This is a genomic window from Schaedlerella sp., assembly GCF_056796775.1.
Genome location: NZ_JBQIKP010000007.1, coordinates 51555 through 71422, shown reverse-complemented (window position 1 = coordinate 71422; position 19868 = coordinate 51555). Strand labels below are relative to the sequence as shown.

The 19868-nt window shown below is 51.5% G+C and carries 20 protein-coding genes and 1 tRNA gene; 20 read left to right on the top strand and 1 reads right to left on the bottom strand.

Annotated elements, in window-relative coordinates; all coding sequences use genetic code 11:
- Window positions 1–147 precede the first annotated feature (147 nt).
- From rplS to ACTOY7_RS05400, 13 genes are all read left to right on the top strand, one after another.
- On the top strand, window positions 148–495 hold the full coding sequence (gene rplS / locus ACTOY7_RS05460) for a 50S ribosomal protein L19 (protein ID WP_160281910.1): 348 nt from the start codon (window positions 148–150) through the stop codon (window positions 493–495).
- Between the two features lie 104 nt (window positions 496–599).
- A complete protein-coding gene (gene lepB, locus ACTOY7_RS05455; RefSeq protein WP_160281911.1) occupies window positions 600–1238 on the top strand; it encodes a signal peptidase I in 639 nt (212 codons plus the stop codon).
- Between the two features lie 37 nt (window positions 1239–1275).
- Window positions 1276–2127 carry a ribosome biogenesis GTPase YlqF gene (ylqF, locus tag ACTOY7_RS05450; RefSeq protein WP_160281912.1) on the top strand — a complete coding sequence of 284 codons (852 nt, stop codon included), beginning with the start codon at window positions 1276–1278 and terminating at the stop codon, window positions 2125–2127.
- Between the two features lie 101 nt (window positions 2128–2228).
- Complete coding sequence (gene lepB / locus ACTOY7_RS05445) at window positions 2229–2783, top strand: signal peptidase I (RefSeq protein WP_160281913.1); 555 nt, start codon at window positions 2229–2231, stop codon at window positions 2781–2783.
- Complete coding sequence (gene rnhB, locus ACTOY7_RS05440; RefSeq protein ID WP_160281914.1) at window positions 2776–3534, top strand: ribonuclease HII; 759 nt, start codon at window positions 2776–2778, stop codon at window positions 3532–3534. Before lepB (ACTOY7_RS05445) ends, rnhB begins: the two co-directional genes overlap by 8 nt.
- Before the next feature lie 89 nt (window positions 3535–3623).
- Window positions 3624–3980 carry a YraN family protein gene (locus ACTOY7_RS05435; RefSeq protein WP_160281915.1) on the top strand — a complete coding sequence of 119 codons (357 nt, stop codon included), beginning with the start codon at window positions 3624–3626 and terminating at the stop codon, window positions 3978–3980.
- Window positions 3981–3995: 15 nt separating this feature from the next.
- Window positions 3996–4916: a peptidoglycan editing factor PgeF gene (gene pgeF / locus ACTOY7_RS05430; RefSeq protein WP_160281916.1), complete on the top strand. Its 921-nt coding sequence runs from the start codon at window positions 3996–3998 to the stop codon at window positions 4914–4916.
- A 101-nt stretch (window positions 4917–5017) separates the two neighbouring features.
- Complete coding sequence (locus tag ACTOY7_RS05425; RefSeq protein WP_160281917.1) at window positions 5018–5941, top strand: mechanosensitive ion channel family protein; 924 nt, start codon at window positions 5018–5020, stop codon at window positions 5939–5941.
- A gap of 170 nt (window positions 5942–6111) precedes the next feature.
- A tRNA-Thr gene (locus ACTOY7_RS05420) sits at window positions 6112–6184 on the top strand.
- A 256-nt stretch (window positions 6185–6440) separates the two neighbouring features.
- Window positions 6441–6656 (top strand): FeoA family protein, encoded by a 216-nt coding sequence (locus ACTOY7_RS05415; protein ID WP_160281918.1) that lies wholly within the window; start codon window positions 6441–6443, stop codon window positions 6654–6656.
- 50 nt (window positions 6657–6706) lie between these two features.
- A complete protein-coding gene (locus tag ACTOY7_RS05410) occupies window positions 6707–6925 on the top strand; it encodes a FeoA family protein (protein WP_160281919.1) in 219 nt (72 codons plus the stop codon).
- Window positions 6926–7035: 110 nt separating this feature from the next.
- Window positions 7036–9192, top strand: a complete 2157-nt coding sequence (gene feoB / locus ACTOY7_RS05405; protein WP_482670749.1) for a ferrous iron transport protein B — start codon at window positions 7036–7038, stop codon at window positions 9190–9192.
- Between the two features lie 124 nt (window positions 9193–9316).
- Window positions 9317–9472, top strand: a complete 156-nt coding sequence (locus ACTOY7_RS05400) for a FeoB-associated Cys-rich membrane protein (RefSeq protein ID WP_394684632.1) — start codon at window positions 9317–9319, stop codon at window positions 9470–9472.
- Window positions 9473–9564: 92 nt separating this feature from the next.
- Here the strand turns inward: ACTOY7_RS05400 and ACTOY7_RS05395 are convergent, their stop codons facing one another.
- Window positions 9565–10320, bottom strand: coding sequence for a S1 RNA-binding domain-containing protein (locus ACTOY7_RS05395; RefSeq protein ID WP_394684631.1), 756 nt, complete (start codon window positions 10318–10320; stop codon window positions 9565–9567).
- Window positions 10321–10491: 171 nt separating this feature from the next.
- Here ACTOY7_RS05395 and ACTOY7_RS05390 point away from each other — a divergent pair, with 171 nt between their 5' ends.
- From ACTOY7_RS05390 to pdxR, 7 genes are all read left to right on the top strand, one after another.
- Entirely contained in the window at window positions 10492–12147 is a 1656-nt protein-coding gene (locus ACTOY7_RS05390) for a putative manganese-dependent inorganic diphosphatase (RefSeq protein ID WP_160281922.1), read from the top strand.
- Between the two features lie 87 nt (window positions 12148–12234).
- A complete protein-coding gene (locus ACTOY7_RS05385; RefSeq protein WP_482670748.1) occupies window positions 12235–12894 on the top strand; it encodes a flavin reductase family protein in 660 nt (219 codons plus the stop codon).
- Window positions 12895–12992: 98 nt separating this feature from the next.
- Complete coding sequence (locus ACTOY7_RS05380; protein ID WP_482670747.1) at window positions 12993–14162, top strand: galactokinase; 1170 nt, start codon at window positions 12993–12995, stop codon at window positions 14160–14162.
- 23 nt (window positions 14163–14185) lie between these two features.
- The gene (galT, locus tag ACTOY7_RS05375; RefSeq protein WP_160281954.1) at window positions 14186–15679 is read left to right on the top strand and encodes a UDP-glucose--hexose-1-phosphate uridylyltransferase; all 1494 of its coding nucleotides are present in this window, start codon (window positions 14186–14188) and stop codon (window positions 15677–15679) included.
- A 138-nt stretch (window positions 15680–15817) separates the two neighbouring features.
- Entirely contained in the window at window positions 15818–16165 is a 348-nt protein-coding gene (locus ACTOY7_RS05370; RefSeq protein ID WP_160281925.1) for a hypothetical protein, read from the top strand.
- A gap of 523 nt (window positions 16166–16688) precedes the next feature.
- Window positions 16689–18356 (top strand): glutamine--tRNA ligase/YqeY domain fusion protein, encoded by a 1668-nt coding sequence (locus tag ACTOY7_RS05365; protein ID WP_160281926.1) that lies wholly within the window; start codon window positions 16689–16691, stop codon window positions 18354–18356.
- A gap of 21 nt (window positions 18357–18377) precedes the next feature.
- A complete protein-coding gene (gene pdxR, locus ACTOY7_RS05360) occupies window positions 18378–19838 on the top strand; it encodes a MocR-like pyridoxine biosynthesis transcription factor PdxR (RefSeq protein ID WP_160281927.1) in 1461 nt (486 codons plus the stop codon).
- The last annotated feature ends 30 nt before the right edge of the window (window positions 19839–19868 follow it).

Sequence of the window (19868 nt, the reverse complement as noted above, 5' to 3'; positions counted from 1 at the left end):
AAATGCTTGCAAGTTGCGAAAAAATGTGATAACATACAATAGTTGTGAAAAGAAGAGCGATGGTCCTCTGGCACAGGGAGACAGAAATCAAAAGAGAATTTTCCCAAAAGGAGTGTTAAGAACGTCAAATAAACAGGAGGTCACACAATGAACGATATTATCAAAAATATTGAAGCTGAGCAGTTAAAAGAGAATGCTCCCGAGTTTCACGTCGGCGATACGGTAAAGGTATACGCAAAGATCAAGGAAGGAAACCGCGAAAGGATCCAGGTGTTCGAAGGAACCGTGCTCAAAAGACAGGGCGGCGGTGTCAGAGAGACATTTACAGTGAGAAAGAATTCCAACGGTGTCGGCGTAGAGAAGACTTGGCCGCTTCATTCTCCTCATGTTGAGAAGGTGGAAGTGATCCGCAGAGGTAAGGTAAGGAGAGCAAAGCTGAACTACCTGCGCGGCCGTGTCGGCAAGAGAGCAAAGGTAAAAGAGTTAGTAAAATAGTAAGGAAGAGTGAGGGACAATTACAGAGCTTGTAGTTTGTCCCTTTTCTATATATATGCAAGCCGGCTTTTCGGGACGGAAAAAAGGACGGAGGGCAGGATTGAATGAAGAAAAGAGAGATCCGGAAAAAAAGAAGGAGACAAAGGACAAAGCAGCAGGCACAGCGCAAGCCGAAGCTGCATTTCCCGAATGAAGGGATACACATCGATAAAGAACGCGTTAAAAAATCGTTTCTTCTCCTGCTGGAGATCGGAGCTGCCTGCCTTCTGGCGTATTCGCTGGTGCTGTTCTACGGGCAGCGGGTCAGCAACGCGGGAGATTCCATGAGCCCCATCCTGAAAAACGGGGACGTGGTGCTGGTGGACCGCCTCATCTACAATGCGGTCAAGCCGAAGCGGGGGGATATCATCGTATTCAAGCCGGCCGGAAATGAAAATGCGCACTATCTGATCAAGCGGGTGGCTGCCCTTCCCGGGGAGACGATCCAGATCAAAAACGGCAGCATTTACATTGACGGGGAGGAGCATACGGAAGGAATCTATGTTTCTGATCTGTCCTCCGCCGGACTTGCCGCGGAGCCTGTCGAGCTGGGGAGTAACGAGTACTTCGTGATAGGGGATAATCACGAGGGAAGCGACGACAGCCGGACGGCAGATGTGGGAAATGTAAAGCGCGGCGACATTTTCGGAAAGGTGTGGTTCGTGATCAGCCCGGGAGACAATTTCGGAAGGATCAGGGATTGAAGCGGTTACAGGCGGCACAGATTTAGGAGGAAAGAACATGCATTTTCAGTGGTATCCGGGTCATATGACAAAAGCGAAACGGATGATGCAGGAAAATATCAAGCTGATCGATCTTATCATCGAACTGGTGGATGCCAGGATTCCCTTAAGCAGCCGGAATCCGGACATTGATGAGCTGGGAAAGAATAAGGCAAGACTGATCCTGCTGAATAAAGCGGATCTGGCGGAGGAGAAATGGAACACGGCCTGGATCGAATATTTTCAGAAAAAAGGATTTTCTGCGGTAAAGGTCAATTCGAAAAAGGGCGGCGGAATGAAGTCCATCCAGGAGGTGATCCAGGAGGCCTGCCGGGAAAAGACGGAGCGAGACAGAAAGCGCGGTATCCTGAACCGGCCGGTGCGTGCCATGGTGGTCGGTATCCCCAATGTGGGCAAGTCCACATTCATCAATGCCCTGGCTGGAAAAGCCTGCGCAAAGACCGGGAATAAGCCGGGGGTGACCAAAGGAAAGCAGTGGATCCGGCTGAATAAGAACGTGGAGCTGTTAGATACGCCGGGGATTCTGTGGCCCAGGTTTGAGGATCAGACCGTGGGGCTGCGTCTGGCATTTATCGGTTCCATCAAGGATGAGATCCTGCAGTCGGAGGAGCTTTCGGCGGAACTGATGCAGTTTTTGGTGAAAAGCTATCCGGGTATCCTGGCAGAAAAGTATGGGATCAAGGAATCCGAAGATGGATTTGAAGATCTGCGGGGCGTGGCAGAAAGCCGGCACTGCCTTTTGAAGGGGAATGAATTGGATCTGGAGAAGGCGTCAAAGCTATTGCTGGATGATTTCCGGAACGGCAGGCTTGGAAGGATCACGCTGGAATATCCGGAAGAATTTGCCTGAACCGCGGGACGCGGATCAGCAGGTCGGGAACGGATATGTAAAAGCCTGCCGGGGGAAAGAATACGAAAGTGAAAAGGAATCGGAAAGAGGAGATTCAGGATATGAAAGAGGAAAGTAATGAGAAAAGTATATTGCGGGAGCTGGGGAGCTGGCTGCTGTACCTGCTGTTCGTATTGGTGTTTTCCTATGTGATCATCACCTATGTGGGACAGCGCACCCGTGTGGACGGACAGTCCATGGAGACGACACTGTACAATAACGACAATCTGCTGGTAGATAAGCTTTCTTATCGGTTCCGGGATCCGAAGCGGTTTGAGATCGTCGTATTTCCATACCAGTACAGGGAAAATACCTATTATATCAAGCGGATCATCGGACTGCCGGGAGAGACCGTGCAGGTGATTGACGGTTATGTGTATATCGACGGGGAGCAGCTTGACGAGCATTATGGAAATGAACTGATGGAGAACCCGGGGATTGCCGCGGAGCCGCTGATGCTGGAAGAGGATCAATATTTTGTCCTTGGAGACAACCGGAACCACAGCTCCGACAGCAGGGATCCCAGCGTGGGAGTGATTCGGCGGGAGAATCTGCTGGGCAGGGCCTGGATTCGAATCTGGCCTTTTGAGCGGTTTGGAGCGATCAAGCATGAATAAGAAGATCGCAGAAATCAGAAAAGAACTGGAACAGGCACAAAAAGAGGAACGAAGCAGGCTTCTGGAGCAATATGCCTCCGACACAAGGGCCGGGGTAAAAAGCCTTCTGGAAAAATACCGTAAGCAGGAGGAAAAGCTCTCTGCGGAGCGGAAACGGATGGAGGCAATGCGGGAATTTGAACGGCAGTATGCACATTGTACATATATCTGCGGGATTGATGAGGCTGGGAGAGGCCCGCTGGCAGGCCCGGTGGCGGCCGCGGCGGTGATTCTTCCAAAGGACTGCGAGATCCTGTATCTGAACGATTCCAAGAAGCTGTCCCCAAAACGCCGGGAAGCATTATATGATGAGATCCTGGAAAAGGCCGTTGCCGCAGGCATCGGGCTGGTCGAGGCGTCCCGGATCGATGAGATCAATATCCTGCAGGCGACGTATGAAGCTATGCGTCTGGCGGTCGGGAAGCTGGGGATCGTGCCGGAGGTATTGCTGAATGACGCGGTGACGATCCCGGAGCTTGACCTGGAGCAGGTGCCTATCATCAAGGGAGATGCCAGGAGTGTCTCCATCGCCGCGGCCAGCATCCTGGCAAAGGTGACCAGGGACCGGCTGATGACAGAGTACGACAACATGTATCCTCAGTATGGGTTTGCGGTACATAAGGGATACGGTACGGCTGCCCATATAGAAGCATTGAAAACATACGGCCCGTGCCCGGTCCACCGGAACACATTTATCAAAGGGATCGTATGAAAAGCATGTTATCAGAACGCGCGCTTTATCAGAACGCGTTTGTATCGGGAACGGCATGGACGCAGGAATGATTTTCAGACAGGGGGATTATGGCACAAAACAAGCGAAAAACGGGAGCGGCCTATGAACAGGCGGCGGGATACTATCTGGAGCAGCAGGGGTATGTGATCCTCCAGTACAACTACAGGTGCCGTGTCGGGGAGATCGACCTGATCGCGCAGGATGGGGACTGCCTAGTGTTCTGCGAGGTCAAGTACCGCAGAAGCGGGAGCTGGGGGAATCCTCTGGAAGCTGTGGATGCAAGGAAGCAGTACCGGATCTCCCGGTGCGCCCGGTATTATATGATGGAAAAACGGCTGGGAGACATTCCCTGCAGGTATGATGTGATCGGAATCGAAGGTTCCCGGATCACGCTGATCAAAAATGCCTTTGAGGGCGGTTCATAAAAGAAAGGAAACCGGATGAGTTTAGGTATAAGATATCAGAATCAGAATAAAATATTCAGAGAAGTAGAGAAGGAAACTCCATTTTTGGAATATCCGCTGCTGGCGGATACAGGTGTCGTGAGGCATGGGTTCTCCACCCGCCTTGGGGGAGTCAGCGAAGGCTGCTTTTCCTCCCTGAATCTGGGCTTCCACCGGGGGGACCGGGAAGAAGCGGTGCAGGAAAATTTCCGGCGGATCGCGGCTTCCATGGGGGTGCGTTGTGAGGATATGGTCCTGTCCCGGCAGACCCACACCACCAATGTATGGGTGGTGACAGAGGAGGACCGGGGGATGGGGATGACCTGTTCCATGGAATACAGCAAACGGGCATCCGAAAATCCTGGCCGCAGTGCTTCCGGGGGCTTTCAGCTGGAGGCAAACGGGAAGCTGGAAGGGGTGGACGGCCTGGTGACGAATATTCCGGGAATCTGTCTGGTCACATTTTACGCCGACTGTGTGCCGCTGTTTTTTGTAGATCCGGTCAAAAAGGTGATCGGGCTGAGCCACTCCGGATGGCGGGGCACCGTGGGAAAGATCGGCAGAGTGACGGTAGAGCTGATGCAGCAGCAGTACGGCTGTGAACCTTGCGATATCCTGGCTGCTGTGGGCCCTTCTGTCTGCAGGGACTGTTATGAGGTCAGCGGGGATGTGATCGAGCGGTTCCGGGAAAGCTTTGCGGAAAAGTATTGGAAAGACCTGTTCTATCAGAAGGAAAACGGAAAATACCAGCTGGATCTGTGGAAGGCGAATGAGATCATCTTTGCGGAGGCCGGGATCCTTCCGGAGCATACGGCAGTGACGAATGTATGTACGCACTGCAACAGCGAGATATTATATTCCCACCGGACGGCCGGAAATGAGCGGGGGAGCCTGGCAGCATTTTTGGCATTGTACTGAGCGACAGATATGTCATTCAGTATCATATGACGCGAACAGCCGCAAGAGGAATTATGCCGCTTTGCGGCTGCGGATGGTACCTGGCAGAAGGGAGGCGGACTATGGATTCTACAGTTGTGGACTCTACGGTGGAGATCCTGCAGGAATCAGCCGAACAATCGGCAGAAAAGGTACAGACACAGATGAATGATTTCGTTGTTTTTATCCAGGAACACATTCCTAATTTTATCGAATTTGGAATCCGGCTGCTGATTGCAGTCCTGATCTTTTCCGTGGGACGGCTTTTGATCAAATGGATCCGCAAACGGATCCGGAATTCTCTGAATCGGTCAAGCGCGGATGCGGGATTGACCCAGTTTACGGATTCTTTTTTGAAAATATCCCTTTATATCGTTCTGATTTTGATTGTCGCGGCCAATCTGGGGATTGAGATCTCATCGATCTCTATGCTGTTTGCGTCGGCAGGCGTGGGAATCTCCCTGTCGCTGCAGCAGACGCTGTCCAACTTTGCGGGCGGCGTGCTGATTTTGCTGCTCAAGCCCTTTGTGGTGGGAGACTATATCATCGAAGACACCAACAAGGATGAGGGAACAGTCAAGGAAATCCAGACCTTTTATACAAAGCTGACCACGGTGGACAATAAAACCATTGTGATCCCCAATGGGATCCTGGCAAACAACAGCCTGACCAATGTGACGGCAAAGGCTGAGCGGCAGCTGGATCTGCGGATCGGAATCTCCTACGATTCCGACCTGAAAAAGGCAAAGCAGCTGCTGGAACAGATGCTCAAGGAAATTCCCAGCATTATGCAGGATGAGAACCTTTACGTATTCGTGGATTCCCTTGGCGAGAGCTCGGTGGTGCTTGGCATCCGGGGATGGGTGAAAACAGACGAGTACTGGACCACACGGTGGGATCTGCTGGAGCGGATCAAGCTGACCTTTGATGAGGAAGGAATCGTGATCCCATACAACCAGCTTACGGTCCATCTGGATGAAAAGGCTGAATCCGGTTCTCATGCCTGAGCGGAACTGCGGAAGATTCGAGATGCTATGAAAAGTCATTGTTATTGTTCATACCTTGACCGGGCACTCACAGTAACAAGATATTTTGATTTTTTCAGAATTTTTGAAAAAAGTAGTTGAAATTTGTATAAAAAGTAGTTATAATAGTAAAGGTTCGTTTGTTGAGCCTTGCCGAAATAGCTCAGTTGGTAGAGCACTTCACTCGTAATGAAGGGGGCGTCGGTTCGAGTCCGATTTTCGGCTTTTTCCGGAGAAGCTTTTTCTGCGTTTCCGGAAAACTCCTTTGTATTATTTTGAATCAGTATTTTGAAAAAGCATTTCCAATATCAGGAAATGCTTTTTTATTTACAGACATGTAGAAATCAGCAGGCAGTTGCTTACAGGCTTTGCTTGATGAATCACTGGAAAAATCAAAAAAGTGCTTGACAACTATCAAATGTTAGATTATACTAACCAATGTAAGTGATCAGATTAATCCATTACAGAAAGAAGATGAGTGATGATGCCTTTATCAATGGTGAAGCAGGGGGTGCCGAACAGGATACACAGGATCGGCGGAAAGGAAGATACGAGACGTTTCATTGAGAACCTTGGGTTTGTAGCCGGAGCGGAGGTGACAGTCGTATCGGTAACAGACGGCAATATGATCGTGAATGTGAAGGATTCCCGCGTGGCGATCGGCAGAGATATGGCAAACAAGATCATGGTTGTATGAAAGCCGTGTAAAGGATTGTATGAAAAAAGAGATCAGGAGGAGAAGAGGTCATGACATTGAGAGAAGTTCCATGCGGCCAGACTGTAAAAGTCGCGAAGCTGACCGGAGAAGGGCCGGTCAAGAGACGGATCATGGACATGGGGATTACAAAGGGAGTTCAGGTTTTTGTAAGAAAGGTTGCCCCCTTGGGAGATCCGGTGGAGATTACAGTAAGGGGATATGAATTATCTGTCCGCAAGGCGGACGCGGAGATGATCGTTGTGGAGTAGTCTTATTTTTTGAACAGTGGTTAGTTAATACTAATTTTCAATAGATAAAACTGTACAAAGATAGCTGTCGCTAAATCATTTATTAGAGAATCAGTAGGAGGAAGGAAACAATGGCGATTAAAATTGCTTTGGCGGGAAATCCGAACAGCGGAAAGACCACATTATTTAATGCGTTGACCGGATCCAACCAGTTTGTCGGAAACTGGCCTGGGGTTACGGTAGAGAAGAAGGAAGGAAAACTGAAAGGGAAAAAAGATGTGATCATCATGGATCTTCCGGGAATCTACTCTTTATCTCCCTATACCCTGGAGGAAGTGGTCGCGAGAAATTATCTGATCAATGAAAAGCCGGATGCGATCCTGAATATCGTGGACGGGACCAATATCGAACGGAACCTGTATCTGAGCACGCAGCTGATGGAGCTGGGGATCCCGGTGGTTATGGCAGTCAACATGATGGATCTGGTGGAGAAGAACGGCGACAGGATCCATGTGGAAAAGCTGGCAAAGAAACTGGGCTGTGAGGTGGTGGAAATCTCCGCGCTGAAAGGCAGCGGAATCCAGGCCGCGGCAGACAGGGCGGTCCTCGTAGCATCCGCGAAGAAGCCGTCTGTGCCGGTACATGCCTTTGCGCAAAATGTGGAGGCGGTGCTTTCTTCGGTAGAAAGCAAACTGGGAGCCGAAGTGCCGGATGCGCAAAAACGATTTTTTGCAGTGAAATTACTGGAAAAAGATGATAAAATAGTAGAGCAGATGCAAAGCGTACCGGATATTTCCGCTGAGATCGCGCAGATTGAAGAAGAGATGGATGATGATACGGAAAGCATTATCACCAATGAGCGGTATACGTATATTTCTTCCATTATCGGGGAATGCTGTACCAAGCATGCGGCGGGCGGCGAGCTGACGACTTCCGATAAGATTGACCGTATTGTGACCAACCGTTTTCTGGCGCTTCCGATCTTCGGCCTGATCATGTTTGCGGTATACTATGTGTCGGTTACAACCGTGGGAGCATTTGTGACAGACTGGACGAATGATGTGCTGTTCGGTGAGATTATCCCGCCTGCGATCGAAGGTGTGCTGACGGCTTTGAACTGCGCGGACTGGCTGCAGGGGCTGATCCTGGACGGGATCGTGGCCGGTGTAGGCGGCGTCCTTGGATTCGTTCCCCAGATGCTGGTATTGTTTTTATTTCTGGCATTTCTGGAAAGCTGCGGGTACATGGCAAGGGTTGCCTTTATCATGGACCGGATCTTCCGCAAATTCGGCCTTTCTGGAAAATCCTTCATCCCTATGCTGATCGGATCGGGCTGCGGGGTTCCGGGAATCATGGCTTCCCGTACCATTGAAAATGACCGGGACCGGAAGATGACGGTCATTACCACCACATTTATTCCCTGCGGGGCAAAGATGCCGATCATTGCCCTGATCGCCGGGGCGTTGTTCGGCGGGGCAGCCTGGGTAGCGCCGAGTGCGTACTTTCTCGGGGTTGCGGCTGTAATCTGCTCCGGGATCATTTTGAAAAAGACAAGGATGTTCGCGGGAGATCCGGCACCCTTCGTGATGGAACTTCCGGCCTATCATATGCCCACCCCGGGCAATGTGCTGCGGAGCATGTGGGAGCGTGGCTGGTCCTTCATTAAAAAGGCCGGAACCATCATCCTGCTTTCTGCGATCGCAGTATGGTTTGCATCATACTTTGGATGGGTAGACGGGCAGTTTAGGATGCTGGACGGCATGGAACTGGATCACAGCATTCTGGCTTCTATCGGAAACCTGTTCGCGTGGATCTTCGTACCTCTGGGATGGGGAGACTGGAGAGCGGCAGTGGCAGCCATCACAGGGCTGGTAGCCAAGGAAAATGTAGTCGGAACATTCGGGATCCTCTATGGACTGGAAGAGGTGGCGGAAGACGGCGCGGAGATTTGGAGCACCCTTGCGGGAAGCATGTCCGCCCTTGCAGGATATTCCTTCCTGGTGTTCAATCTGCTCTGCGCTCCCTGCTTTGCGGCAATGGGAGCCATCAAGCGGGAGATGAACAACGCAAAATGGTTCTGGTTCGCAATCGGTTACCAGTGCCTGCTGGCTTATGCTGTGGCGCTCTGCGTATACCAGATCGGTATGCTCGTGACAGGCGGAGGCTTCGGAATCTTTACGATCATCGCATTTGTCCTGACGGCAGGTTTTGTCTATCTGCTTTTTAGACCGTACCGGGAAAGCGTTTCGCTGCATGTGAATCTGCGGAAGGCAGCGGGAGCAAGATAGAAGTACAAGGATAGAAGCACAGGATTGGCTGCTGTCTGTTTCGGACAGCAGCGTATGCGGAAAATCTGTCGGCGACAGGTTTTCTGCATTGTAAATTGGATTAAAATCATAGGAGAGGATGCATATGGGAACTGTTTTGGTCGGTCTGATCCTGGCTGGGATTGTGGCACTGATCATCCGAAGCATGATCTGCGATAAGAAAAATGGGAAATCCATCCACTGCGGCGGAGATTGCAAATACTGCGGCGGTCATTGCGGGCACAGTGAGACAGAGCGTTAGAATATGAAGAAGTCCTTATGGAGCTGAGAAACATGCTCCATAAGGACTTTTTTTCATACTGCCTTTGATGGATCAAACAGAACTCCGCTGCATTACAGCTTCAGGTTTTTGAACAGATCTCCAAGGCTGGTTCCGATATTCTCGGACTTTGGAATCTCGACCTTTTCCGAAACATCCTCCGCGGCGGTCTCCAGGGCCTTCATGCTCAGGCTGATCTTGCCTTCCTTGATCCCGATGACCTTGACCTTGACCTCGTCGCCCACCTTCAGCACATCGGACGGAGTCTTTACCCGCTTTTGGGAAATCTGGGATACATGTACCAAGCCGGAAAGATTGTTCTCCAGCTTGATGAACGCACCGTAATTCTGCAGCGTCTCCACAACACCGTCCATGACCGTGCCTACCTTGACGCTGGCGATCTGATCCTGGCGCGCTTTCTTTTCTTTTGCCCTTAAAATATCACGGGCGGAGAGTACAAGGCGGTTGTTCGCCTGGTCTGCGTCGATGACATGGACCTCGATCTCCTTGAGCAGGTAGTCCTCCAGATCCTCCACATAGGACAGGGACAGCTTGGAAGCGGGGACGAATCCGCGCAGGCCTTCCACCATGGCGATGACGCCGCCGTTAACAACACCTTCTATCTTTACCGGGAGGACGGTCTTCTCTTCCATATACTTCTTGACCAGATTCCAGGGGTTGGCATCATCCAGATGTTCCTCATAGTCTGCCATGCTCTCGGCAGGTGCTTCTGCGGCCTGAGCTGCCTCTTCGGCAGCACCGCCGTTCACGGCTTCCTCGGGCTGTACATTTTCAGGGGTCATTTCTTCGGTTTTTAATTCTTCATTCATGGTTACACCTCAACGTATCTTTCTATAATTTGTAATATCTATGGCACAAGTATAACATATGTTTGACTAAAAAAACAACTAATCTTGCAAATTCAAGTGACGAAATTCAAAAATAATGTTACACTGTTAGATAAAGGCTGTGAAAAGTAATAGAAAGGCTTGGTACAATTTATGGAAAAAGGTGTAATCAACAACAAGATCTATGTGGTAGGGCACAAGAACCCGGATACGGACTCCGTCTGTTCTGCCATCGCCTATGCCCAGCTTCGGACGGAGCTGACCGGAGAGCGGCATAACGCGAGGCGGGCAGGGCAGCTGAATGAAGAGACCCAGTATGTGCTGGATTATTTCAACGTAAAGGCCCCCGCACTGCTGACAGACCTGCGGGTGCAGGTGAAGGATGTGGCCATGCGCGAGGTGGAAGGGATGCGCGGTTCGGTCTCCATCAAGTCCGCATGGGCCAGGATGAAGGAGGAGAATCTGAAAACCCTTCCGGTGACGAGGGACGGCAAGCTGGAGGGGTTGATCACCATCGGAGATATCGCAACCTCCTACATGGATGTGTATGACAGCACGATCCTTGCAACCTCCCGGACCCAGTACCGCAACATCGCCACCTGCATTGAGGGGGAGATCGTCACGGGAAATCCGCACAGCTATATGTCCAACGGTAAGGTGGGGATCGTGGCCTCCAGCCGGAAGCTGATGGCGGAGTTTGTGGAGCCGGAAGACCTGGTGATCCTGGGCAACCGGAAGGAGGTACAGCAGATGGCCATTGACATGGGGGTCAGCTGTATGATCGTTTCCACCGGAGCGGAGCTGGACGAAGGTATCCTGGAGCAGGCCAAAGAGAAGGAGATCGTGATCATCACCACGGAACAGGACACATTTACCGTGGCGAGGCTGATCAACCAGAGCATTCCGATCCGGCATTTTATGAGCGGCAAGGACGGGCTGGTCTCCTTTAAGATGCGGGATTATGTGGATGATGTCAAGGAAGTCATGATGAGGAACCGTTTCCGCGATTTTCCGGTGCTGGACAATAAGGGCAAATTCCTTGGATTCATTTCCAGACGGAGACTTTTAAACTGCCGGAAGAAGCAGGTGATCCTGGTGGACCACAATGAAAAGAGCCAGGCAGTCAACGGGATCGAACAGGCGGATGTGCTGGAGATCATTGACCACCACAGACTGAGCAGCATTGAGACCATGGGGCCGGTCTTTTTCCGTAACCAGCCGGTAGGATGTACGGCAACCATCGTGTACCAGATGTACCAGGAGAATGGCGTGAAGGTATCCGCTACCATTGCCGGGCTTCTGTGCGCGGCCATTATTTCGGATACCCTGATGTTTCGGTCTCCCACCTGCACTCCGCTGGATGAGCAGTCCGCAAGGCAGCTTGCGGAGCTGGCAGAGGTAGATATCGAGATGCTGGCCCAGGCCATGTTCCGCGCAGGCAGCAACCTGAAAGGAAAGACGGCGGAGGAGATCTGCTTTTTGGATTTCAAGCAGTTTACGGTCAACGACATGGTATTCGGTGTGGGGCAGGTGAACTCCATGAGCGAAGAGGAGCTCTCGGAGATCAAGGAAAAGGTCATGCCGCATCTGGAAAAGGCAAGGACCAACCACAGTCTGAATATGATCTTTTTCATGCTGACTAACATTATCACGGAATCCTCCGAGCTACTCTGCGCCGGGCCGGAAGCCAGAGAGAAGCTGATCAACGCCTTCGACCTGCGCGCGGAGATGGAGGAGCTGCATTTAAAGGGAGTCGTATCCAGGAAAAAGCAGCTGGTACCCGCTCTGGTGGAAGCGCTGCAGCAGTAGTGATACATAAACAGAACGTTACTGTTCATACAGTACCCTGGGTATCCGCCAGGGGGGTGTATTCTATATTATAGAAGGAATGGATTTATGGGCAAGCAAATATGGAAGCCGGGGAATATGCTGTATCCTCTTCCGGCTGTGATGGTGAGCACAGGGGATACAAAAGGAAACACCAATATACTGACCATAGCCTGGACCGGGACTGTCTGCACCAATCCTGCCATGGCATATATCTCCGTGCGTCCGGAGCGCTATTCTTACGGAATGCTGCGGGAAACCGGGGAATTTGTCATCAACCTGACCACGGAGAAACTGGCATGGGCCGCGGATTACTGCGGCGTCCGGTCGGGCCGGGACGTGGACAAGTGGAAGGAGACAAGGCTCCACAGTGGGAAGGCAGAGGCGCTTGACTTTGCGCCCCTGATCCGGGAATCCCCGGTGAATCTGGAATGCCGGGTAACGGAGGTGAAGGAGCTGGGCAGCCACCATATGTTTCTGGCGGAAGTGAAGGCGGTCCATGCAGACGAAGCTTATCTGGACAAAAGCGGACGCCTGGAGCTGAACCGTGCCGGACTGCTGGTGTATTCCCACGGGGAATATCTGGCGGCCGGGAAAAAGCTGGGCACCTTCGGCTACAGCGTGAAAAAGAAGGCGCCGGAGCAGAAGCGGGCCGTCCAAAGGAAAAAAGCGACAGCGCATAAGAAGAGAACGGAACATAAGAAAACATCCAATCGGAAAGCAACATAATTGCATATTTTTGCACGGATTTTATATGGATTTCAACAGTAGGGACATCTATAATAAAATCTGAGGAAACAAACCAGAAAGTGAGGACTTTGATGATCATGAAAGAAAAATTGCTGAAAAAATTTGCGGAACTCTTTGGAAATGCGGACGGAGTCGGCTTTTATTTTTCTCCGGGGCGTGTCAATCTGATCGGAGAGCATACGGATTATAACGGAGGACATGTATTTCCATGCGCGCTGACGATTGGTACATACGGCATTGCGCGGAAGCGTACGGACCGCAAAATCCATTTTTACTCGATGAATCTGGATCGTTTCGGGGTTGTAGAAGCTTCTCTGGATGAATTGATCAATAAAGATGCTTACGGCTGGGCAAATTATCCTCTCGGCGTGGTGTGGGCATTTCAGGAAAAGGGCCATACGCTGGATACCGGCTTTGATATGGTGATCTGGGGCAACATTCCCAACGGAAGCGGACTTTCGTCCTCTGCGTCTCTGGAGGTGCTGACCGGCGTGATCCTCAGCAGCCTGTATCACATCACCGATCTGAGTATGGTAGATATCGCGCTGATCGGTCAGTATTCGGAAAATCATTTCAACGGCTGCAACTGCGGGATCATGGATCAGTTTGCGGTGGCCATGGGAAAGAAGGACAATGCTATCTTCCTGGATACCAGCACCCTGCATTATGAGTATGCGCCTGTCAAGCTAAAAGATGCGCGGATCGTCATTGTGAACAGCAAGGTGAAGCACAGCCTGGTGGATTCTGCGTACAACGACCGCCGTCAGGAATGTACGGACGCGCTTGCCGCATTGAAGACGGTTGCGGACATCAAGACGCTGGGCGACCTGACCGTAGAGGAATTTGAGAAATATAAGCATGTTCTGACCGATCCGATCCTGGAAAAGAGGGCAAGGCATGCGGTTGCGGAGAACCAGCGCACCATTGAGGCGGTTGCCGCATTGAAGGCGGACAACATCGCGCGGTTCGGAGAGCTGATGAACCAGTCTCATGTATCCCTGCGGGATGACTATGAGGTTTCCTGTGAGGAGATCGATATTCTGGTAGATCTGGCCTGGAAGATTCCCGGCGTGATCGGATCCAGAATTACCGGAGGCGGCTTCGGCGGCTGCACCGTGAGCATTGTGGAAAATGACGCGGTAGATGATTTCATCCGTTCCATCGGAGCTTCCTACAAGGAAAAGGTGGGACACGAGGCGGAATTTTATACCGTAGATATCGGGGAAGGCGCAGGCGAACTGAAATAACTTACAGATTGGAGAACGGTATGATGAAATTATATGAAAATATCAAAAAGCTGGTTCAATACGGAATTAACACCGGGCTGACCCCGGAATGTGAACGGATCTATACAACGAATCTTCTTCTGGACCTCTTTCAGGAGAATGATTATGAGGACAGCACCTGCGATCTGTCCAAGATTGTTCTGGAGGATGTTTTAAAGGAACTCCTGGACGAAGCATGCAGCCGCGGGATCATTGAGGACAGCGTGGTACACCGGGATCTTTTTGACACAAAGCTGATGAACTGCCTGATGCCCCGCCCGGCTCAGGTACAGAAAAGCTTCTGGGAGGACTATGCCGTTTCCCCGGAGCATGCGACGGAAAAGTATTACAAGTTCAGCCAGGACAGCGATTATATCCGCCGCTACCGTATCAAAAAGGACCGGAAGTGGACGGTGGATACGGACTACGGCACACTGGACATCACCATCAATCTGTCCAAGCCGGAAAAGGACCCGAAGGCAATAGCCGCTGCCAGGAACGCAAAGAATTCCGCCTATCCGAAATGCCAGCTCTGTATGGAAAATGAAGGCTACGCGGGACGCGCCAACCACCCGGCCAGGGAGAATCACCGGATCATCCCGATCACCATCAACGAGTCCGCCTGGGGCTTCCAGTATTCGCCTTATGTATATTACAACGAGCACTGCATCGTATTCAACGGGGAGCATACTCCCATGAAGATCGACCGTGCCGCGTTTATTAAATTATTTGATTTTGTAAAGCAGTTCCCCCATTATTTCCTGGGATCCAACGCGGACCTTCCCATTGTGGGAGGCTCCATCCTGAGCCATGACCATTTCCAGGGCGGGCATTATACCTTTGCCATGGCAAAGGCGCCTGTGGTGGAAAGCTTCACGGTAAAGGGATATGAGGACGTGACGGCAGGCATTGTAAAATGGCCCCTTTCCGTGATCCGTCTGCAGTGCGCCGACGAGACCCGGATCATTGATCTGGCGGAGTACATCCTGAAGGCATGGAGAGACTATACGGACGAGGCGGCGTTTATCTTCGCGGAGACGGAAGGACAGCCCCACAATACGATTACGCCGATCGCGCGGAAGCGGGGAGAACTGTATGAATTGGATTTGACGCTGCGAAACAACATCACTACGGAGGAGCATCCCCTGGGAGTCTATCATCCCCATGGGAAGCTGCATCATATCAAGAAGGAGAATATCGGCCTGATTGAGGTCATGGGCCTTGCCGTGCTTCCGGCGCGGCTGAAGGGAGAACTGGAGCTTTTAAAGGAATATATCCTGGAAGGAAAAGACATCCGCTCGGAGGAAAGCATTGAGAAGCATGCGGACTGGGTGGAGGGATTTTTGCCACAGTATCCGGACGTGAACGCGGAAAACATAGAGGAGATACTTCAGAAAGAGGTGGGAAAGGTATTCTGCCAGGTATTGGAGGATGCCGGTGTATACAAATATACGCCGGAAGGGCTGGAAGCATTCCGCAGATTTATCGGAACGCTTTAAAGATATAGAATGCTTGCAGGAACGGTTTGTGCCAAAAAACGTTTCGCTCCGTATGGAATCATTGCAATCATGCCGATATATAAATGTGGTTTGATTCATATGGTATATGGAATGAATGGCAAGTCTAAGAGGATTCGTATGAGTTATCGTAACCTGGAAGCAGAACAGCTAGTTCCGCTGCGAGATGCATTGGAGGAGTTGATGTTATTCCTGTATAATTGGCAGGATTGCGGTGTTCCGCACTTTTACCGCTATCTTGATTTTATGAAGAATAACATTGAGACCTGCATCTGTACACGGGAGGATCAGGGAGAGGGATTGATCTATCTCAGGATGCTCCTGCAGCGGGACTGGGATAAGGCGAATGATGAATATGTGGGAATTCCGTCCTGCGTGTTGTTCCAGGAAGGCCAGAGGGAACTGTTTCTGCAGTATCTTGGTCTGTTGGATGAGGTGGGAAGTTATTTTATTTTGGATACAGATTAAAAAATAGAATGAGTGAAAACCAGGAGTTCAGAAAAACTCTAAAAGGGCCGGCCCGTTTTCAGCTGCTTTCAGCGGAGGGTCGGTCTTTTTCTGCGTTGCTTTTCGGTTACTGTTCACGGTGCCTTGCGCTCTGCCACAAGACATCCGTCCAGTAAAATAGCGGCTGCAGGCATCCAGCCCTCGCCGTCAGGCGACTTTTCAATGGCTGGATGCGTTACAGTTCGCGGCCGGTCAGGCCGTGAACTGTAACCCTTTGTTACATGTCACACACTGACCAATCACTACGCTGATTGGTCAGGAGGATGCACATAAAAGCTGGGATTCAGGCCGTCCATTGCCGCAGGCAATTTAAAATGACGGTCTGAGTTACAGGGCACGCCTGGTCAAGGTGTGACCTGTAACAACCCTTTTCGTGAATCGTAACGAAAACCCTGCTTTCAGCCTTGCCGTTGTATACAAATTATGGTAAGATAGTGGGCAGAGATTTTGAGAGTATCTATAGAGAAAGACTGAGGAGGAAACCATGGAAAACGAAGTTGTATCCAAGAATTTTATAGAGCAGGAGATTGACAGGGACCTTGCGGAGGGCGTGTATGACAAGGTGTGCACCCGGTTCCCACCGGAACCCAACGGATATCTGCATATCGGACATGCCAAGTCCATACTGTTGAATTATGGGCTGGCGCAGAAGTATCACGGAACCTTCAATATGCGTTTTGACGACACCAACCCTACCAAAGAGAAGGTGGAGTTCGTGGATTCGATCATGGAGGATATCCGCTGGCTGGGAGCGGAATGGGAGGACAGGCTGTACTTTGCGTCGGATTATTTTGATCAGATGTATGACTGTGCCATCCGGCTGATCGAAAAAGGGAAAGCCTATGTCTGCGACTTGTCTGCGGAGGAGATCCGTGCATATCGGGGCACGCTGACAGAAGCCGGAAAGGACAGTCCTTACCGGGACCGTACGGTGGAAGAGAACCTGCGGCTCTTTGAAGAGATGCGTAAAGGGGCCTATCAGGACGGGGAGAAGGTGCTCCGGGCGAAGATCGACATGGCGTCTCCTAATATCAACATGCGCGACCCTGTGATCTACCGTGTAGCGCGCATGTCCCATCACAGGACCGGAGACAAGTGGCGCATCTATCCCATGTATGATTTTGCGCACCCGATCGAGGACGCCATTGAGGGGATCACCCACTCCATCTGTACGCTGGAGTTTGAGGATCACCGCCCGCTGTATGACTGGGTGGTAAGGGAATGTGAATTTAAAAATCCGCCCCGCCAGATTGAGTTTGCCAAGCTCTATCTTACCAATGTGGTGACGGGGAAGCGGTATATCAAGAAGCTGGTGGAGGACGGCATCGTGGACGGATGGGATGACCCCCGTCTGGTGTCTATCGCGGCGCTGCGCAGGCGCGGCTTTACCCCGGAGTCCATCAAGATGTTCATCGACATGTGCGGAGTGTCAAAGGCGCAGAGCTCTGTGGATTATGCCATGCTGGAATACTGCATCCGGGAAGACTTAAAGATGAAGAAGGCCCGTATGATGGCGGTGCTGGATCCCATCAAACTGATCATAGACAACTATCCGGAGGGCGAGACGGAATATCTGGAGGTTCCCAACAACCTGGAGAATGAAGCGCTGGGTACAAGGAAGGTCCCCTTCTGCCGGGAGTTGTATATAGAGCGTGAGGACTTTATGGAGGAGCCTCCGAAGAAGTATTTCCGACTCTTCCCGGGAAATGAAGTGCGCCTCATGTCCGCGTATTTTGTAAAATGCGAAAGCTTTGTGAAGGATGGAAATGGAAATGTGACCGAGGTTCATTGTACCTATGATCCGGAGACCAAAAGCGGCAGCGGATTTAGCGGGAGAAAGGTCAAGGGGACCATCCACTGGGTGGCGGCTCCTTACGCAAAGAAAGCGGAGATCCGCCTGTATGAGAATCTGGTGGACGAGGAGAAGGGCGTTTATAATAAGGAGGACGGATCTCTGAATCTGAATCCGGATTCCCTCACGGTTTTGAAGGACTGTTTCGTAGAACCGGGATTTTCGGAGGCAAAGGCTTATGACAGCTTCCAGTTTGTAAGAACCGGGTATTTCTGCATTGACGCAAAGGATTCCGCTCCGGACGCGCTGGTATTTAACCGGATCGTATCCCTGAAGAGTTCGTTTAAGCTGCCGAAGTAAGATTAGGAGTTGTAGAAAAAGATGAATGATCTGGCGATCAGTCTGGACGGAACGTCGAAGACCCCGCTGTATGAGCAGATCTACCGCTATATCAAGCATGAGATCCAGACCGGAGGGATCAAAAGCGGGGATAAGCTGCCCTCCACCCGTGCATTGTGCCGGTATCTGGATGTCAGCAGGAGTACGGTGGAGCTTGCCTATGAGCAGCTCATATCCGAGGGCTATCTGGAATCGGAAGCCTGCCGGGGCTTCTTTGCCGCGGATGTGGAGGGCTTATATCAGCTGGAGCGCCCCAGCCCCGCGCATCCGGAGATTGACGGACAAAAAAAGAATTTTTATCCCTATGATTTTACGCCCAACGGCGTGGATCTGAACAGCTTTCCCTACAATGCCTGGAGGAAGCTTTCCAAGGAAAGCCTGCTGGACGACCAGGCGGAGCTGTTCCGTCTGGGAAGTCCCCAGGGGGAATACGGGCTGCGCAGCGCCATCTGCAGTTATCTCCATCAGGCCAGAGGAGTCAACTGCGGACCGGAGCAGCTCATCATCGGGGCCGGCAATGACTATCTTTTGATGCTGCTTGCGACAGTGATTGGGCAGGACCATAAGGTGGCCTTCGAAAATCCCACATACCGGCAGGCTTACCGATTGTTTGAAAACCTGTCCTTCCGGATCTGTACGGTGGATATGGATGAAAAAGGGATGAACGCGCAGAAGCTGGAAGAGTCCGGCGCGGATATTGCGTTTGTGATGCCCTCCCACCAGTATCCTCTGGGGATCGTGATGCCGATCCGGCGCCGCATGGAGCTGCTGCGCTGGGCAGGGAAGCAGGAAGGGCGATACATCATTGAGGATGACTACGACAGCGAGTTCCGGTATAAGGGAAAGCCGGTGCCCGCTCTCCAGGGGTATGACAGTCGGGAAAAGGTGATCTATATCGGGACATTTTCCAAGGCCATCGCGCCTGCCATCCGTATGAGCTACCTGGTCCTGCCCCGGCCTCTTTTGAAACGCTATCAGGAGAAAAGCGGATTTTTAAACTCCACGGTATCCAAGGTGGATCAGCTGATCCTGAAAAAATTCATTGAAGAGGGGTATTTTGAGCGGCATCTGAATAAGACCCGGGCACTGTATAAGAGCAGGCATGATACGCTCCTTTCCTGCCTAAAGAGCAGACTTTGCCGGACCGGAGGGGATATGCGGCAGGGGATTCGTCCGGGAAATGCCTGCAAAAACGAAGGCCCGTTGTTTCGGATTTCTGGGGAGCATGCAGGAGTCCATCTTCTGCTCCATGTTCTGAACGGCATGACGGAGGAGGAACTGATCGGGCGGGCGGAAAAAAGGGGTGTACGGGTGTACGGACTTTCCGAGTATGATGTCGAGCCGCGGCCGGACGCGCCTGCAACGATCCTGCTGGGCTATGCGAACATGAGCGAGGAAAAGATCGTAGAAGCTGTGCGGATCCTGGAAGAAGAATGGATATGACAGCTTGCGTGCCGAATTGTTTTCCGCGGT

Coding starts and splice junctions, on each gene's coding strand:
- rplS (WP_160281910.1), top strand. CDS start 148: ATGAACGATATTATCAAAAATATTGAAGCTGAGCAGTTAAAAGAGAAT.
- lepB (WP_160281911.1), top strand. CDS start 600: ATGAAGAAAAGAGAGATCCGGAAAAAAAGAAGGAGACAAAGGACAAAG.
- ylqF (WP_160281912.1), top strand. CDS start 1,276: ATGCATTTTCAGTGGTATCCGGGTCATATGACAAAAGCGAAACGGATG.
- lepB (WP_160281913.1), top strand. CDS start 2,229: ATGAAAGAGGAAAGTAATGAGAAAAGTATATTGCGGGAGCTGGGGAGC.
- rnhB (WP_160281914.1), top strand. CDS start 2,776: ATGAATAAGAAGATCGCAGAAATCAGAAAAGAACTGGAACAGGCACAA.
- ACTOY7_RS05435 (WP_160281915.1), top strand. CDS start 3,624: ATGGCACAAAACAAGCGAAAAACGGGAGCGGCCTATGAACAGGCGGCG.
- pgeF (WP_160281916.1), top strand. CDS start 3,996: ATGAGTTTAGGTATAAGATATCAGAATCAGAATAAAATATTCAGAGAA.
- ACTOY7_RS05425 (WP_160281917.1), top strand. CDS start 5,018: ATGGATTCTACAGTTGTGGACTCTACGGTGGAGATCCTGCAGGAATCA.
- ACTOY7_RS05415 (WP_160281918.1), top strand. CDS start 6,441: ATGATGCCTTTATCAATGGTGAAGCAGGGGGTGCCGAACAGGATACAC.
- ACTOY7_RS05410 (WP_160281919.1), top strand. CDS start 6,707: ATGACATTGAGAGAAGTTCCATGCGGCCAGACTGTAAAAGTCGCGAAG.
- feoB (WP_482670749.1), top strand. CDS start 7,036: ATGGCGATTAAAATTGCTTTGGCGGGAAATCCGAACAGCGGAAAGACC.
- ACTOY7_RS05400 (WP_394684632.1), top strand. CDS start 9,317: ATGGGAACTGTTTTGGTCGGTCTGATCCTGGCTGGGATTGTGGCACTG.
- ACTOY7_RS05395 (WP_394684631.1), bottom strand. CDS start 10,320: ATGAATGAAGAATTAAAAACCGAAGAAATGACCCCTGAAAATGTACAG.
- ACTOY7_RS05390 (WP_160281922.1), top strand. CDS start 10,492: ATGGAAAAAGGTGTAATCAACAACAAGATCTATGTGGTAGGGCACAAG.
- ACTOY7_RS05385 (WP_482670748.1), top strand. CDS start 12,235: ATGGGCAAGCAAATATGGAAGCCGGGGAATATGCTGTATCCTCTTCCG.
- ACTOY7_RS05380 (WP_482670747.1), top strand. CDS start 12,993: ATGAAAGAAAAATTGCTGAAAAAATTTGCGGAACTCTTTGGAAATGCG.
- galT (WP_160281954.1), top strand. CDS start 14,186: ATGAAATTATATGAAAATATCAAAAAGCTGGTTCAATACGGAATTAAC.
- ACTOY7_RS05370 (WP_160281925.1), top strand. CDS start 15,818: ATGAGTTATCGTAACCTGGAAGCAGAACAGCTAGTTCCGCTGCGAGAT.
- ACTOY7_RS05365 (WP_160281926.1), top strand. CDS start 16,689: ATGGAAAACGAAGTTGTATCCAAGAATTTTATAGAGCAGGAGATTGAC.
- pdxR (WP_160281927.1), top strand. CDS start 18,378: ATGAATGATCTGGCGATCAGTCTGGACGGAACGTCGAAGACCCCGCTG.